Raw genomic sequence first — 15795 nt, 5'->3', positions numbered from 1 at the left:
CTAACGGGATCGTGGTGCGCCGACGTCCTCGCCGGCGACCGGTGGGCACCACAGCAGCTGCTGCTGCGCGGTCGTCTTTTCGGTGACGAGGTCCACGAGCAGGCGCACGGCCCGCCGGCCCATCTCCCGCATCGGGACCTCGAATCCGCTCGTCCCGGCCGGCCCGCCCAGCACGGCGAGGGAAAGATCGTCCGGAGTGGACAGCCCGGCCGCGTCGACGGCGGCTCGCACCGCCCGGTGCGCCGCCCCGGTGTCGGTGCCTTCCACGACCACCGCCGTGACGCCCTCGCCGAGCCATTCGCGGATCGGGACCGGGTTTCCGTTCAGCCGGAGGATTTTCGTGTCCGGCGCCGCGCGCAGAACGCCGAGCTGCCGGTCCTCCGAGGACGGTGCCTCGTCGGCTTCGCGCACGTACCGGATTTCCCGGTGCCCCAGCCCGATCAGCCGCTCCAGCACCTGCGCCGAGGCGGTGACGTAATCCGCTCCGACGTACGGGATCCGTCCTTCCAGCTCCGGCCGGCGTCCGATGTAGACCAGCGGGAAGCCGGACGCCATCAGCCGCGACACCGGTCCCTCCGGCACGTGGCGGCCGAAGAACAGGCAGCCGTCGGCCATCCGCGTGCGGCGGATCGCTTCCTCCTGGCGCGCGTCCGGCCCGCTCGTGCCGGTGAACAGGAGCAGGTCCTGGCCCAGTGCCGCGGCTTCCTCCTCGACGCCGGAAAGGATCGGATGGTACGAATCGGCCTCGTCGGTCGGGAACGCGGTGCGGAAGGTGTACAGCCCCAGCAAATTCGCCCGCGACGACGCGAGCCGGGTCGCCGCCGGATGCGGCACGTAGCCCAGTTCCTCGGCCACCCGCAGCACCCGGCTGCGGGTCGACTCGGCCATCCGCACCGTGCGATTGCCCGCCAGCACGACCGAAACCGTCGCCTGGGACACCCCGGCGATCCGGGCGATGTCGGCTTGGCGGGGCATGCGGTTGCGGCCGGGCACGGTCACCTCCAGGGGCTAATGCGGATTAGCCGAGGATCTGCGCCGCCTGGACGGCCGTCAAGGCTTCGAGGTGGTTTCTGTCCGGTTTGGCCGTCGCACGGGACTAATACGTATTAGCACCTTGACAGCCCCTCGGCGGCGCCCGAAGAGTCGCTGCGGGTAACCGCCGACGAATGGGAGCGTCCGCATGACCGAACTTTCCCGCCGCACCGCCCTGCGCGGCGCCGCCGGAGCGAGTCTCGCCCTGGCCGCGCTGCCCCTGCTCGGCACCGGGACCGCGAGCGCCGCGCTCGCCGGGTTCCCGGAATACCGGTTCCTGCGCACCGCGTTCGACAAAAGCAAACTCCGCTACAACCCGACCGGCGAGCTGATCTTCCCGTGCATCCGGGGCGTCTACGACAAGCTCGCCGACCCGCTGGGCCGCTACTACCTCTACTACGCCCCGCACGACGCGCCGGGCGGCATCTGCCTGTCCTATGCGGACAGTCTCGAAGGGCCGTTCATCGAGTACCCGCGCAACCCGATCGTCAAGAACGTCTGGAAGCCGCACTACGACGTGTCGCACGTGTCGTCGCCGTTCGTGCTGTGGCACGCGCAAAGCCGCGAACTGTGGCTGTATTTCCACGGCGAGAACACCACGACCCGGCTCGCGCGGTCGAAGGACGGGATCCACTTCACCTACGACAAGACCGTGCTCTCGACGTCGATGCTGCCCAAGGGAACCACCGAGACTTCCTACGCCAAGGTGTTCGAGCACGATCTCCCGGCGCACGGCGCGAAGTACGTGATGGTGTTCATGATCAACGACACGACCAACCACCGCAGCATCGGATGGGGCTGGTCGGCCGACGCTCGCGATTGGACCTTCTCGCAGAAGCCGTTGATCCGTCCCGAAGACGTCGGCGCGAGCAACATCGGCGCGCCGACGGTGGTGCGGCGCAACAATTCCACGTACGTCGTGTACCACGAGAACATCGAGGCCGGCGGGAACATGCTGATCACTGAGGTCGGCAACGACTTCGGCAAACGCAATCACCTCGGCGTGTTCCACGCTCCGCTCAGCGGCGCGCCGGACAACGGCCGGTGCGCCGCCGCGTCGTTCGGCACGATGAACGGCAAGGAATACATGTTCTACGAAGCGGGCGAACGGCTCAAAGGCTCGATCGCCATCGCCCGCGCCGTCTGATTCGCCGCGTCAAGCCAGGTACGTCGGCCTTCCCGCCACGATCGTCGCGGACACCGGCATTTCCCGCAGTTCCTTTGTGGACAGTCCACTCGGGTCGGCCGCCGCGAGCACCAGGTCGGCCACGTCGCCGACCTGGACGCCGCGGCGGCCGCCCGAGGACGCCGCCAGCGCCTCCGCGAGCGGAATCGCCTGCTCCGGATGCCACGGCGGCCGGTCGTCGTCGGTCCGCCCGACCGCGGCGGCGATCCCGTCCCACGGATCGAGCGGCGCGACCGGTGCGTCCGAACCGAGTTCCAGCCGGGCGCCGGATTCCAGCAGGGCACGATAGGCGTACGCGCGATCGGTGCGGCCGGGCCAATGCCGGTCGGCGACGTCGCGGTCGTCGGGCTGATGCGCGGGCTGCACACTCGCGACCAGCCCGAGCGCGGCGAACCTCGGCACGTCCTCGGGCCGCAGCAACTGCGCGTGCTCGATCCGGCCCGGACAGCCGACCTCGGCGAACGCGTCCAGCGCGATGGTGTTCGCGTGGTCGCCGATCGCGTGCACCGCCGGGGTCAGCCCGTTCTCGTGCGCGCGGCGCAGCAACGGAACCAGTTCCTCCGGCGGCAGCTCCAGCAGCCCGTTCTCGCCGGATCCTGGGTAGGAGTCGTGGCAGTAAGCGGTGCGGGTGTTGAGCGAACCGTCGACGAACAGCTTGAACGGGCCGACCGTGAGCAACCCTTCGCCTGCTGCCAGCACATCGCCGGTACGGTGTCCTCTTTGGATAGTCTCGTCCAGCAAATACCTCGCTATCACGCAGGAAACCCTCGTCGCCGGCGTTGCCGTGGCCGCCCGCCGAGTCCAATCCGCGACCGTGTCCGCGTATTCGTAGTCGACCACCGACGTCACGCCCCGCTTCGCCGCGGCAGCCAGCGCGTCGGCGACCCAAGCGTCCTGCACCTCGACCGGCGCGGACGGCAACGCCGCCGTGGCGCTCATGCAGTCGTTCTCCAGCAGGACTCCGGTCGGATGCTCGCGGCCGATCAACTTCAACGCGGCCGGGCTGAGCCACAACGTATGCAGGTCCGCGCTGAACAACGCCACCGCGCGGCCCGGGAGCGCACGTTGCAGCAGATCCTTGTGCGGCCGGTCCGGCCAAAGCCCGTCCCGGAACCCGACGCCGACGACGAGCTCCCCCGCCGGAGCGTCGAGCAGCTTCTCCATCAGCATTTCGACCGCGCCCACCGCGGATTGCGCACCATCCAGGGGAATACGCCTGCGGAAACCGGCCCACTGAACGAGGTGCGCGTGCGCGTCGACAAGCCCGGGCAGGAGCGTGCCGCCGTGCCCGTCGAGCACCCGCGCGGCGAACCCGGCTCCAGCGCCCGGTTCCTCGACAGCCGACACGACGCCGTCACGCACCCGAACGTCGGCGAGCGGCCCCCGCAACCCGACCCGGACGCGGCGGAGGAGAAGATCGTCCATGTGCCCAGCCTGCCAGCCGGCCCCGTTCGGGTGAAGCGGGAATTCCGGTGCGGGGACGGGCGTTGGAACGGGTACCCGGGAAAACATGGCAGCCGTCGCCCGCCGAAGGGTCAGGGCCGGTCAGGAGCGCCGCCTTCACAAGCCGCGCAGGGTTCGACTCCCTCGGTTGCCGCTTCTTTCCGCTGAACCGCGCGGGTGCGCTCGGGTCGGCTGGGGCTGGGTCGCGGATCCAGCCCGGTGGCCGGTCCCTCACGCCCAACCTCGCGGGCGAGCGCGAGTCGACGGGAGCGGGCGAGCGCGGGTCGACGGCAGTCGGGTCGCGGATCCAGCCAGACGGCCGCTCCCTTCCGCTGGATCTCACGGCTGGGCGCGGGTCGCGAATCCGGCCCGGTGGCCACTCCCTTCCGCTGAAGCTCACGGCTGGGCGCGGGCTGGCTGGAGTCGGTCGCGGGCCCAGTCCGGTTGCCGTTCCCTTCCGCCGAACCTCGCGGCTGGGCGCGGGCTGGCGGGGTTGGGCGGTGGATGCTGCCCGACGGCCTCTCCTTTCCACCGAACCCCGTTGGCGAACGCGGGCTGGCCGGAGCCGGGTCGCGGGCCCAGCCGCCGTCCACCCGGGCCGGACTTCGCGCGGAGATCGTTCCGACGTCAGCTGCCGCGCCGTTCGCTGCGACCGGATTGAACGGCGGGGCCAGCTTGCCCGGCCCTGGGCGCGATAAGCAGCCGCAACAGGCCGCGATCCCGCAGCCGACAGGGCGTGGAGATGCTGCGAACTTCCCAGCGCAGCCCGAGCGCAGGTCCCGGATCCCGGCTGGACTCGCTTCAGCTACCTGCCGCTTTCCCGCCCCAGCGCAGGTCAGCCCGCCTCACTCCCCCCACAGCTCAAACACTTAGCCCTTGCGCTAACCATCCCCGCCCGGCAATACTTAGCCCCATGGCTCAGTATTCGACCACGCTCGACGGGGTCTTCGCCGCCCTCGCCGATCCGACCCGGCGGGCTGTCGTGCGGCGGCTCGGGCGGGGGCCGGCGAGTGTCGGGGAACTGGCGGGCGACGCGCCGATGACGTTGCCCTCCTTCATGAAGCACGTGCGGATGCTCGAGTCGCACGGGCTGATCCGCACCGAGAAAGCCGGGCGGGTGCGGACATGCGTCCTCAACCGCGACCGGTTCGCGCTCGTCGAGGACTGGCTCGCCGAGCAGCGGCGCGTCTGGGCCGAGCGCACCGACCGGCTCGAGCAGTTCGTCACCAGCCAGGAGGACCAGCCGTGAACCCCGACCTCGATCTCGCCCTCGACCGCGTCATCCGGGCGCCCCGCAAGCGCGTCTGGGACGCCTGGACCGACCCTGCCAGCCTCGCCCGGTGGTGGATTCCCGCGCCGCTGCGCTGCCGAGTCGAGGAACTGGACGTGCGCGCTGGGGGTGCGTTCGTCACGCGGATGAGCGAGGACGGCGACACTTTCGTCCCGCATCTCGACGCGTGTTTCCTCGTCGTGGAGGACTACGAGCGGATCGTCTTCACGAACGCGCTCGACAGTTCGTGGCGGCCGGCGAAACCGCAGCCAGTCGCGATGACGGCGGAAATCGTCCTGCGGGATCATCCGGACGGCACGGATTACCGCGTCGTCGTCCGACATGGGGATCCGGCGGCCAGGGAGCGGCACGCGGATCTGGGGTTCGCGGACGGATGGGGCACGGTCACCGCTCAGCTCGCCCGGGTCGCGGAAAGCGGGTCCTGACGCGGGTATCCGTCACCGCGTTCGTCACGCTCGGCGGTGTCAGCCAAGGGCCCAGATCGTCCCCAGAGGACACCAGCGGCGAGTTCTCCCGCGGCGGCTGGTTCGTCCCGCATCTCGACCAGGCCTTCGTCCAGCGGGCGTCGGAGTGGCTGGATGCGGCTGACGGACTGCTGTTCGACCGCCGCACGTACACGTCGTCCGCGCGGGACTGGCCCGCGGTCACCGATCCGGACGATCCGTTCGCCGAGAGGATGAGCTCGCTGCCGAAGTACGCCGTGTCGAAAACGCTCGAAACCGGCACCTGGGCGCCGACCACCGTGTTGCGCGGCGACGCCGCAAAGGCAGTGCGCCAACTCAAAGCGCAGCCGGGCCGGGAGTTGCAGGTCCACGGCAGCGCCCGGCTCGGCAATACCCTGCTGTCCGCGGGGGTCGTGGACAAAGTGCGGTTGGTCATGACGCCGACAGTGCTCGAGGGTGGGGCGGCTGCGGTTCCCGCATCCGGTGTCGGCGATTGGGTTGCGGTTGGTCCGGCACGAAGCCACGCCTCGTGAGTGGCGTTGCCGGTTAGAACCGGCAACGCCACTCACGAGCGTCACAGGCGTGCGGCGGAGACCATCGCGCGGTAGACGTCGGTGTTGTCCAGCGTCCCGTCGAGCCGGTCCGAGCCGGGGCCGGTCGCGGTGACCGGGGTCGGCACGCCGCTGTGGTCGCCGGTCGTCCAGTCGACGGTCAGCGAAAGTTTGGTGCCGGGAACGGGAAACGGACCGTCCTCGTTTCCTTCGGGAGCGCCGTCGGTGTCCTCGATGGCCAGTCCGCCGGTCTCGTGGTCGCCGCCGATGATCACCAGCGTGTCCGGATGCGAGCGGGTGAAGCGAAGCACCTCGGCGACCGCCGCGTCGAGCGCCCGGCCCGCGTCGAGGACGCCGTGCGCGTTGTTTTCGTGGGACATGCCGTCGATGCCCTCTTCCTCCAGGAACAGGAAGAAACCGCGCGGGTTGGCGGAAAGCGTGTCCAGCGCCTTCCGAGCCATCACCGGCAGCGCGACCTTCGGCTGGTACGCGCCCTTGCCGTCCGGGCCGTAGTCGACCATGTCCTCGTTCGCGAACAGCCCGAGCAGCCGCGGCGCGCGGGTCGCGGCGAGTTCGCCGGCGTTGCGCACATAGGTGTAGCCGGAACGCTTCGCCTGCTCGATGAGATTTCCGTGCGTGCTGTGGCTTTCCTCGCCCGGCTTGTCCGGCCACGCGCCCGGATCGCCCTTCGGCAGCCACCAGTCTTCACCGCCGCCGAGGAGGACTTCCGGGCGGCTTTCGGTGATGTACTGCTTCGCGATGTCGCTCTGCAGATCCCGCGAGGGCACGTGCGACGCGAACGCGGCCGGCGACGCGCCGGTGACCTGCGCGGTGGTGACCAGACCGGTCGACTTCCCGGCGCGTTTCGCCTGCTCGAGCACGGTCAGCAGACGACGGCCCTGCGCGTCCTGGCCGACCGCGCCGTTGCGGGTCTTGTGCCCGGTGGCCAGCGCGGTCGCCGCCGCGGCCGAGTCGGTGACGAGTTCTTCCGGGTCGTCGGGGTCGGTGTGCACCATGCCGGTCACCGGGAGCCGGTTCATGACGAGGTCGCCCTTGCGGCCGGTCGTCGCGAGCCGGACGAACTCCCGCTGCGCCGCGCCCATGCCGTCGCCCTGGATGTAGACGATGTTGCGCGCCTTCGGATGCCAGCCGGCGGAGTCCGCGACGGGACCGTCCCCCGCCGTCGCGACCGCGGGCACTGCTCCGGCCGCCGCGAGCACAGCCGCGGCGAGCACCATCGTCTTGCGCATCCGGATCCTCCTTAGTTAGGAAGCTTTCCTAACATGTTTCCCGGAGCACCGCGAGAGGGTCACCTGAATGGACGTGTCCGCCGACGGTGAACAGGACCCCGCCGAGCCTCGGCGCTCATTACGGTGGGGCGCATGGAGACCGTCACGACGCGCACCGTCGAGTACCCGGCCGACGGCCTCACCATGGTCGGCCGCCTCGCGCTCCCGGCGGGCACCGGACCCGCGCCCGCGGTCCTGATCGGGCCCGAAGGCACCGGTCTCAACGACTTCCAGCGCGCACGGGCCGACGCGCTGGCCGAACTGGGCTACGTGGCGCTCGCGTTCGACATCCACGGCGGCCGCTGGTTCACCGATCCCGACGAGATGCTGGCCCGCTGCCTGCCGCTGCTCGACGATCCCGGCCGGATGCGCGACATCGGCCGCGCGGCACTCGACGTGCTGCTCGCCGAACCGCGGACCGATCCGGGCCGGATCGCCGGGATCGGCTACGGCACCGGCGGCGCGATCGTGCTGGAACTCGGCCGCGCTGGCGTCGATCTGCGCGCGATCGGCACGGTCAACGGACTGGTCACCGGACGGCCGGGCGAGGCCGCGAACATCCGCTGCCCGGTGTGGGCGGGCGTCGGCTCGGAGGACCCGATCATGCCGCCCGCGCAACGGGACGCGTTCGCCGCCGAGATGCAAGCGGCGGGCGTCGACTGGCGGCTCACGGTCTACGGCGGCGCCCTGCACGCCTTCCACCATCCGCCGGTCGGCCCGGAGCAGCGGCTGCTCCCCGGCGTCGGCTATCACGCGCGGCACGCCGAACGGGCCTGGCGCGACGTCGTGACCCTGCTCGCCGACAACCTGGGCTAACGGGCGAGAAACGATCCCGGGTCAGCCAAAACGCCATGGATCGTCCGGCCCGCGGCGCCCAGCGTCGCGGCGGAATCGCCGAGGGCGGACGGGCTCAGCACCGGCACCGAACCGCGGAGGCCGGTCAAGCGCGCCCGCAACACGGCCTCCGCAGCGGGAGCCAGCCAGGGAAACAACGGCCCGAACACGCCGCCGAGCACCACGCGGTCCACATCCACCAGATTGACCGCCGACGCCAGCGCCAACCCCAGCGCCTCCCCTGCCGCCGAGACGGCCGACAGCGCCGCGTCGTCGCCCGTCGTCAAGGCGGCCGCGAGAGCATCCACTGTGGACACTCCGGCCGCGGTCAACATCGCTTCCTGCCCGGCGTAGGTCTCCAGACAGCCGGCCGCGCCGCAGCGACAGGACGGGCCGGACGGGGACACCAGGACGTGCCCGAGTTCGCCGCCGGTGCCGCGGAACAACCGCGAGTCCGCGACCAGCCCCGCGCCGATGCCGATCTCGCCTGACACGTAAAGGAAATCCGCCGCACCGGCACCGAACCACAGCTCGCCCAGGGCACCGAGATTCGCCTCGTTGTCCACTGAAGCCGGGACCGGCAGGTCCAGCTCGGCCGGAACGTTCCGCCATCCCAGGTTCGGCGCGCTCAGCACCACGCCGTCGCGCACCGGGCCGGACACCGCGAGCACCGCGCCAGCGACCGTCAAGCCCAGCTCGCGCGCTTCAGCCAACTCCGCGGAAGCCAGTTCCCGCACCGCTTCCAGCACGGTTCCCGCTGGCACGCCGCGGTTGTCCCGCTCGATTCGGACCGACCGGCGGACCGTGCCGGTCAAGTCCAGGACGCACGCGGCGAGATAGTCCACATTGGCCTCAAGACCCAGCGACGCCATCCGCGCACCGCTCAGCGACACCTCGACGCCGGGCCGGCCGCGCTCCCCCGCGCGCACGGCGGCAGTCTCGGACAGGAAGCCCGCGTCCAGCAGCGAGCCGACCAAAGTGGACACGGTCGACTTGGTCAGCCCGGTCAGCTCCGCCAGCGCGGCGCGGGTCAGCGGCCCGCCGCGGCTGATCTCGCCGAGCACCAGTTCGAGGTTCCGCGCCCGCATCGCGTCGTGCCGGACCGGTTCCATGCGCACCTCCGCTCTTGACGGCCGGGGCGGCCGCGGCGCAGTATTTAGTCTACATCGTGAACTAAATGAAGGGACGGGCATGGCCGACTACGCCCCCGCGCCGGAGGACAAGTTTTCGTTCGGGTTGTGGACCGTCGGCTGGGCAGCCGCCGACCCGTTCGGCGTCGCGACCCGGCCGCCGCTCGATCCGGTCGAAAGCGTGCACCGGCTGGCCGAACTCGGCGCGTACGGCGTCACCTTCCACGACGACGACCTGCTGGCCACCGAACCGGACCGCGACACCGCGATCGCCCGGTTCCGGCAGGCGCTGGACGAAACCGGCCTGCGCGTGCCGATGGCGACGACGAACCTGTTCAGCCATCCGGTGTTCAAGGACGGCGGCCTGACCAGCAACGACCGCGACATCCGGCGCTACGCGCTGACGAAGGTCCGGCGCAATCTCGACCTCGCCGCGGAACTCGGCGCGCAGACCTACGTCCTGTGGGGCGGCCGCGAAGGCTCGGAATCCGACGCGGCGAAAGACGTCCGCGCCGCGCTCGCCCGGTACAAGGAAGGGCTCGACGTCCTCGCCGACTACGCCGTTTCGCAGGGCTACGACCTGCGGTTCGCACTGGAGCCGAAGCCGAACGAACCGCGCGGCGACATCCTCCTGCCGACGATCGGCCACGCGCTCGGGTTCATCTCGCAGCTGGAGCGGCCCGAGCTGTTCGGGCTCAACCCGGAGGTCGGCCACGAGCAGATGGCCGGGCTGAACTTCGTGCACGGCATCGCGCAGGCGTTGTGGCAGGGCAAGCTGTTCCACCTCGACCTCAACGGCCAGCACGGCCCGAAGTACGACCAGGACCTGATCTTCGGGCACGGCGATCTCACCAGCGCGTTCTTCCTCGTCGACCTCCTGGAGCACGGCGGCTACGACGGCCCGCGGCACTTCGACTACAAGCCGCTGCGCACCGAGGATCCCGAGGACGTCTGGGTTTCCGCGGCGGCGAACATGCGCACGTACCTGATCCTGCGCGAGAAAGCCCGCGCGTTCCGCGCCGATCCGGAAGTCGCCGAAGCGCTCGCCGCGTCGCGGGTGCCGGAGCTGGCCACGCCGACGCTCGCGCCCGGCGAAACCCTGGACGATCTGGCCGCCGACGAGTTCGACGCCGAAGCGGCCGGTCGCCGCGGGTATCACTTCACCAGGCTCAACCAGCTGGCCCTCGAGCATCTGCTCGGCGTCCGGTAAATCAGGCGACGCGGGCGGCGGCGGTGTTTTACCGTTGCGGGCAACACGTTGACGGAGACAAGTAGCGCAGGGCACCGCGAGGGACAGAGAGCTGCCGCCGGTGAGAAGGCAGCGTCGCGGCCCAGCGCGAAGACACTCCCGAGTGCGGGGAGGAAATGCCCCGCCGGCCCGGCCGCCGTCATCCGGCCAGAACGAGGCCGCCCACCGGCGGCGAAGGTGCGGTGGCACCGCGAGTGTCCCTTCTCGCCCGCACCCCCAAGGGGTCGCCGAGTGCGCTCAGGAGAAGGAATGAGTACCCGCACCCCGGTGGCCTGCCTGCGTGACCGCGTGGGCTCCACCGTGACGATCGCCGGCTGGGTGCACCGCCGGCGCGTGCTGAAATCCGTGGCATTTCTCGTCATTCGCGACCGGTCCGGCACCGCGCAGGCGGTGTTCGCCGAGCCGCCGGAGGTCGCCGAGGAGACCGTGGTGCGGCTCACCGGGCAGGTAGTCGCCAATCCGCGGGCACCGCAAGGAGTCGAGCTGCGGGAGCCTGCGTTAGAAGTGTTGTCCGCGCCGGAAAAGCGGCCGCCGTTCGATCTTTACCGGCCGGAAGTAGCCGCCGGTTTGCCTGTGGTGCTGGACCATGCCGCGGTCGCATTGCGACATCCGTTGCTGCGGCGGCGATTCGAGGTCGCCGCCGCCAGTGTCGCGGCGTTTCGACGAGTGTTGGACGGGCAGGGATTCACCGAGATTCACACCCCGAAAATCGTTGCCACCGCGACGGAATCCGGGGCGAATGTGTTCCAGCTCGACTACTTCGGCCGTCCGGCTTGCCTCGCGCAGTCGCCGCAGTTCTTCAAACAGGCCATGGTCGGGGTGTTCGAGCGGGTGTATGAGGTGGGGCCGGTTTTCCGGGCCGAACCGCATGACACCGCACGGCATCTGGCCCAGTACACGAGTCTCGACGCGGAACTGGGCTTCATCGCCGGCCACCGCGACGTGATGGCCGTGCTGCGCGACGTCATAGCGGAGATGGCCGCTGCCGCCGGACCGGACGCGCCCGCGGTGCCCGAAGAGATCCCGTCGATCGATTTCGCCGCGGCACAAGAACTTCTGGCCAGGAACACCGGCGAGGACCCGCGCGGCGAACCGGACCTCGCGCCCGCGCACGAACGCCGGCTCTGCGAGTGGGCCGAGCGGGAACACGGGTCGGAGTTCCTGTTCGTGACCGGATACCCGATGGCGAAACGGCCGTTCTACACCCATCCGGACCCGGCGGACCCAGTCCGGTCGAACAGTTTCGACCTGCTTTTCCGCGGCCTGGAACTGGTGACCGGCGGCCAGCGGCTCCATCGGCACGCGGACTACCTGGCCGTGCTGGGCGAGGCGGCCGCGCAGTACTCGGACTACCTGGACGTGTTCGCGTACGGCATGCCGCCGCACGGCGGGTTCGCGATCGGGCTGGAGCGCTGGGTCGCGCGCGTGCTGGGCGTGGCGAACGTGCGCGGGGCGACGCTCTTCCCCCGCGACCTGCACCGCCTGCGGCCCTGACTGTCCGTGCGGGGAACCCTGAGCAGGGTTCCCCGCACGTCACTTGGCAGCGAAAGTGAGCGACCCCAGCGCGGTGACCAGCGGGGCCAGCTCCGGCAGTTCCTCCGCCTCGGCGAGCGCGGCGGAAAGCGCCGCGTCGTGCGTCGGGCGGGCGGCGGCCAGCAGCTTCTGCCCGGACGGCGTGACCTCGGTGTAGATGCCGCGCCGGTCGTCCTGGCACAGGTAGCGCGAGAGCAGGCCGCGCTCCTCCAGCCGCGTGACCAGCCGGGTCGTCGCCGACTGGCTCAGCACCACCGCGTTGGCCAGCTGGCTCATCCGCAGGTGGAAGCCGTCCTGGCGGCCGAGCACGTCGAGCACCGTGTACTCGCTCACCGACAGCTCGTGCTCGCTTTCCAGCGCGCGGTTCAGCCGGTCTTCGATCCGCGCGTGCAGCGCCGCCAGCGTCCGCCAGCCTTGCGCGCGCGCCTCGACGGCGTCGTCCGACACCGACATGGTGCACCTCCTCCAGACGGCCCCGGTTGCGGGCGGCCGCGGCCCCGAGCGGCATCAGCGCAGGTCAATGTGGTTGCAAGTATTGCGCGCGCCGATAGTGCTCGACTGCCACTGTACTCGCGAAACGCCGGGAGGTCCGCCCCGCAGGGCCTCGGCCGTCCTCCCCCGAACCGCGGCGCGGCTTTTGTCCTCGCCCGCCGGCGAGTAAGTTGTCCCCGCTACCCGGGGGAAAGGCGAGCGGCACATGACCGGCACCGGCGATTCGGACGCGGGCACGACCGCGAGACGGTTCGCGCTGGGCCGGTACGGGCCCGCTCCGCTGGTCCTGGCCGGCCGGTACGAGGTGGGCGAGCGGATCGGCGAAGGCGCGACAGCCTGCGTGCACCGCGCCGAGGACCGCGAAACCGGAGCCGCGGTCGCGGTGAAGCTGTTCCACGCCGGAGCGGTCGAACTGGGCCGCAACCGCCGGGAGCAAGAGATAGCGGCCCTGCGCGCGGTGCGGCATCCGGGACTGGTCGGGTTCGTCGACGCAGGGGTCGACGAGGAGCACGCGTACCTCGTGATGGACTGCGTGCACGGGCCCACTCTGTCCGAATGGCTGCGTTCCGGGCCGCTGCCCGCCGACAAGGTCGTCGATTTGGGTGCACAGCTGGCCGAGGCGCTCGCGCACGTCCACGCGCACGAAGTGACCCACCGCGACCTCAAACCCGCCAACATCCTCATGTCCGACGACGGTCCGCGGATCGCCGACTTCGGCGTCGCGCGCATCGTGGACGCGACCCGCGTGACCGACACCGGCGCGGTCGTCGGGACGGCGGCCTACCTCTCTCCGGAGCAGGTGCTCGGCGAGCACCCAGGCCCGGCTTCGGACGTGTACGCGCTCGGGCTCGTCCTCCTGGAATGCCTGACCGGCGTCCGCGAATACCCGGGCACGGCGGCGGAAACCGCGGTCGTGCGGCTGCACCGGTCGCCGCGAGTGCCGCCGGGTACGCCGGAACCGCTGGCGAGGACTCTGCGCGCGATGACCATGCGCGATCCGGAAGAAAGACCCTCCGCGACCGCCGTGGCGCGTGCGTTGCGCGGCACGGAAACGTTGCGGCTTCCGATCAAAACGCGGCTGGCGGTGTTCTGCCGCCGCCACCGGGTCTCGCGCCGGCGCGCGGTGCTCGCGGCGGGCCTGCCGGTCGTGCTGGTCGCGGCGGGAACGCTGCTGCTCGCCACTCCGCTCCGCCCCGCCACCGGGTCCGCGCCAGGCCCCGAACCGGCTCCGATTCCGGTTTCTCCGCCCTCTTCCGCTCCGTCCGATTCACCGGACTCGGCTCCCCGGCATTCGTCGGCCGCGCCCCCGGTCCGTTCGACGAACGCGGCGACGCCCGCGCAAACCACGACTGTGCCGCCCGGCACGACGGCCCAGACCGGACCGGCGCCGGAAAGCCAGGCCAGCCAGACGAGCCAGCCGGGCCGGACCCCGCCGAGAACCCCGCCGGGACAGGCGAAACCGCCCCGGAACACCGTCACCGGCCCGCCGAGCGGGAAGACTCCACATTAGACAGACCGGACCACCCGGTCGGCTGACGCGGCGCAATTCGGTGGCGAAGTCCGTCCCGGCGCGCGATCCTGGTGGCGAGCCGGGGAGGTGGAACCGATGACCGCACACTCACGTCGGTTCGGACGGCAGTGCCGCGAACACTTCGAGCGCCCGGAAACCGCCCGCGCGGCCGAGCCGGAACCGGACGCCAAGACCGTTCCGGAGCCGGAGCGCGCGCCGGAACCGGAGCCGGAAGTCCAGCCCGGGAAGTAGCTTTCCGTTGCCGCGCAGGGGAAGCCGGGCTTACTCCGCGCGCGGCGCGGCCTCGATCGCCAGCACCGCGATGTCGTCGTGGCCGGAGTTCCCGAGCCATTCCCGCACGGCCTCGCGCAACCGGCGCACGACTTCCCGCGCCGGTTGCCCGACGCAGTCCTCCAGCACCGTGTAGAGCCGTTCGTCGCCGAACAGTTCGGTGGATTCCGTGCGGTTGCGGGCTTCGGTGACGCCGTCGGTGTAGAGCAGGCAGACGTCGCCCTCCTCGAGATGCGTCGTCGCCTCGGCGAACCGCGCCTGCGGAGACACGCCGACGAGCGTGCCGGGCACGCTGATCTCCTCGACCCCTCCCCCGCGCCGCAGCACGAGCGGGGCGGGATGGCCGCCGGAGGCGAGGGTGACGTCGAGCCCGGACTCCGCGGCGGCGACCGAACCGAGCACGAGCGTCGCGAACCGGTTGCTGCCGCCGGAGATCAGGAGTTCGTTGAGCAGCCGCAGCATCGTCCGGCCGTCGCGTTCGACCAGATGCAGCGCGGCCAGCGAATGCCGCACCCGGCCGGTCAGCGCGGCCGCCTCGGCGCCTTTGCCGCAGATGTCGCCGACCACCACGAACGCGCTGCCGTCGGCGCGGGAAAGAACGTCGTAGAAATCGCCGCCGACCCCCAGCACCCCGCCCGCGGGCTCGTACCACAGCTCGAAATTCGCGCCGTCGACCTGCGCGGGCGGCGTCGGCAGCAACGTCGATTCCAGCCCGCGCGTGGCTTCCTCCTGGCGGGCGTAGCGCTGCGCGTTGGCCAGCGCCGTGCCGGCCGCGTCCGCGAACGCCTCGACGGCCTCGCCTTGCGCCAGGCCGAACGCGGGCTCGCCGCGCCTGCCGAGCAGCACCGCGCCCGCCATTCCGGAGCCGAACGAGACCACCGACACCTCGAGGTGCCCCTCGAACGGCTCGGCGACCGCGGCCGGAAGCGCTGCCACTTCAGTCGCCGGGACCGCGCGGACCTCCGGCCGGGCGACTTCCGTGATCGCATCGGACACCACCGGCGCGAGCTGCGCCGGCACCCGCCGGATCCGGCCGTGGCCCGCCGCGCCGTGCTCGGTGCAGCTCCACCACTCCCAGCGGCCTCGGGTCGTCGGCAGCAGCACGAAGGCGCAATCACCCAAAGCGGACGCCGCCAGTTCGGCGATCACCCGCGCCGTGCCGTGCCGTCCGCGCGCGAGCGCCAGTTTCGGACCGGCCTCGGCGAGGAACTCTTCCGGACGGCGGCGGCCGTCGTCGACCACGGTCCAGGCGCGCCAGCCGCCGGGCAGCGCGCGGATCTTGGCCGGCCGGTGGCCGACCTTGCCGGTGGTCTCGGTCACGCTGACGAGCTCGGCCGGGCCGAGCCGCTGCGCCGCCGCGTTGGCCCAGCGCAGGGCGCCTTCCGGGTCCTGGAGGAACACCGGCTCCCGGACGTCGTCGAGCACCGAGCGCCAGAAGCCGGCGTGCCCGGGCAGCTCGGCGCCGGGTGGCAGGGCCGACGCCGGAGCGGGCCGTGACACCATGCACGAACCTCCTGCCTC

At 71.3% G+C, this 15795-nt stretch carries 15 protein-coding genes; 9 read left to right on the top strand and 6 right to left on the bottom strand.

Annotated elements, in window-relative coordinates; genetic code table 11:
* Positions 1-999 (bottom strand): LacI family DNA-binding transcriptional regulator, encoded by a 999-nt coding sequence (locus H4281_RS29130; protein ID WP_312872197.1) that lies wholly within the window; start codon positions 997-999, stop codon positions 1-3.
* Between the two features lie 181 nt (positions 1000-1180).
* Here H4281_RS29130 and H4281_RS29125 point away from each other — a divergent pair, with 181 nt between their 5' ends.
* A complete protein-coding gene (locus tag H4281_RS29125) occupies positions 1181-2179 on the top strand; it encodes a glycoside hydrolase family protein (protein WP_182894096.1) in 999 nt (332 codons plus the stop codon).
* Positions 2180-2188: 9 nt separating this feature from the next.
* On the opposite strand, the gene H4281_RS29120 is transcribed toward H4281_RS29125, so the two are convergent.
* Positions 2189-3643, bottom strand: a complete 1455-nt coding sequence (locus tag H4281_RS29120) for an amidohydrolase (protein WP_182894095.1) — start codon at positions 3641-3643, stop codon at positions 2189-2191.
* Positions 3644-4574: 931 nt separating this feature from the next.
* Here H4281_RS29120 and H4281_RS29115 point away from each other — a divergent pair.
* Genes H4281_RS29115 through H4281_RS29105 form a run of 3 tightly spaced genes read left to right on the top strand, consistent with a single transcriptional unit; the run spans position 4575 to position 5928 of the window.
* Entirely contained in the window at positions 4575-4910 is a 336-nt protein-coding gene (locus tag H4281_RS29115) for an ArsR/SmtB family transcription factor (RefSeq protein WP_182894094.1), read from the top strand.
* A complete protein-coding gene (locus H4281_RS29110; RefSeq protein ID WP_182894093.1) occupies positions 4907-5377 on the top strand; it encodes an SRPBCC domain-containing protein in 471 nt (156 codons plus the stop codon). Before H4281_RS29115 ends, H4281_RS29110 begins: the two co-directional genes overlap by 4 nt.
* On the top strand, positions 5326-5928 hold the full coding sequence (locus tag H4281_RS29105; protein ID WP_246412394.1) for a dihydrofolate reductase family protein: 603 nt from the start codon (positions 5326-5328) through the stop codon (positions 5926-5928). Before H4281_RS29110 ends, H4281_RS29105 begins: the two co-directional genes overlap by 52 nt.
* A gap of 41 nt (positions 5929-5969) precedes the next feature.
* Here the strand turns inward: H4281_RS29105 and H4281_RS29100 are convergent, their stop codons facing one another.
* Entirely contained in the window at positions 5970-7196 is a 1227-nt protein-coding gene (locus tag H4281_RS29100) for an alkaline phosphatase (RefSeq protein ID WP_182894092.1), read from the bottom strand.
* 132 nt (positions 7197-7328) lie between these two features.
* On the opposite strand from H4281_RS29100, the gene H4281_RS29095 reads away from it, so the two are divergent.
* Positions 7329-8051, top strand: a complete 723-nt coding sequence (locus H4281_RS29095; protein ID WP_182894091.1) for a dienelactone hydrolase family protein — start codon at positions 7329-7331, stop codon at positions 8049-8051.
* Here H4281_RS29095 and H4281_RS29090 read toward each other — a convergent pair.
* Positions 8048-9181 carry an ROK family transcriptional regulator gene (locus H4281_RS29090; protein WP_182894090.1) on the bottom strand — a complete coding sequence of 378 codons (1134 nt, stop codon included), beginning with the start codon at positions 9179-9181 and terminating at the stop codon, positions 8048-8050. The genes H4281_RS29095 and H4281_RS29090 overlap by 4 nt on opposite strands.
* 79 nt (positions 9182-9260) lie before the next feature.
* On the opposite strand from H4281_RS29090, the gene xylA reads away from it, so the two are divergent.
* On the top strand, positions 9261-10409 hold the full coding sequence (xylA, locus tag H4281_RS29085) for a xylose isomerase (protein ID WP_182894089.1): 1149 nt from the start codon (positions 9261-9263) through the stop codon (positions 10407-10409).
* 288 nt (positions 10410-10697) lie between these two features.
* On the top strand, positions 10698-11942 hold the full coding sequence (gene aspS, locus H4281_RS29080) for an aspartate--tRNA(Asn) ligase (protein ID WP_182894088.1): 1245 nt from the start codon (positions 10698-10700) through the stop codon (positions 11940-11942).
* Positions 11943-11981: 39 nt separating this feature from the next.
* On the opposite strand, the gene H4281_RS29075 is transcribed toward aspS, so the two are convergent.
* Positions 11982-12434, bottom strand: coding sequence for a MarR family winged helix-turn-helix transcriptional regulator (locus tag H4281_RS29075; protein WP_182894087.1), 453 nt, complete (start codon positions 12432-12434; stop codon positions 11982-11984).
* Between the two features lie 244 nt (positions 12435-12678).
* On the opposite strand from H4281_RS29075, the gene H4281_RS46340 reads away from it, so the two are divergent.
* Together H4281_RS46340 and H4281_RS29065 are read left to right on the top strand one after the other, a co-directional pair.
* Positions 12679-13983, top strand: coding sequence for a serine/threonine-protein kinase (locus tag H4281_RS46340; protein ID WP_182894086.1), 1305 nt, complete (start codon positions 12679-12681; stop codon positions 13981-13983).
* A 96-nt stretch (positions 13984-14079) separates the two neighbouring features.
* Positions 14080-14235, top strand: coding sequence for a hypothetical protein (locus tag H4281_RS29065; protein ID WP_182894085.1), 156 nt, complete (start codon positions 14080-14082; stop codon positions 14233-14235).
* A 30-nt stretch (positions 14236-14265) separates the two neighbouring features.
* On the opposite strand, the gene H4281_RS29060 is transcribed toward H4281_RS29065, so the two are convergent.
* On the bottom strand, positions 14266-15777 hold the full coding sequence (locus H4281_RS29060) for a PP2C family protein-serine/threonine phosphatase (RefSeq protein ID WP_182894084.1): 1512 nt from the start codon (positions 15775-15777) through the stop codon (positions 14266-14268).
* Positions 15778-15795 lie beyond the last annotated feature (18 nt).

The sequence above is a fragment of the Amycolatopsis dendrobii genome (genome assembly GCF_014145675.1).
GTDB classification, from domain to species: Bacteria; Actinomycetota; Actinomycetes; order Mycobacteriales; family Pseudonocardiaceae; genus Amycolatopsis; species Amycolatopsis dendrobii.
The sequence above is the reverse complement of the archived record's forward strand: the minus strand, read 5'-3'. Positions and strand labels throughout refer to the sequence as shown.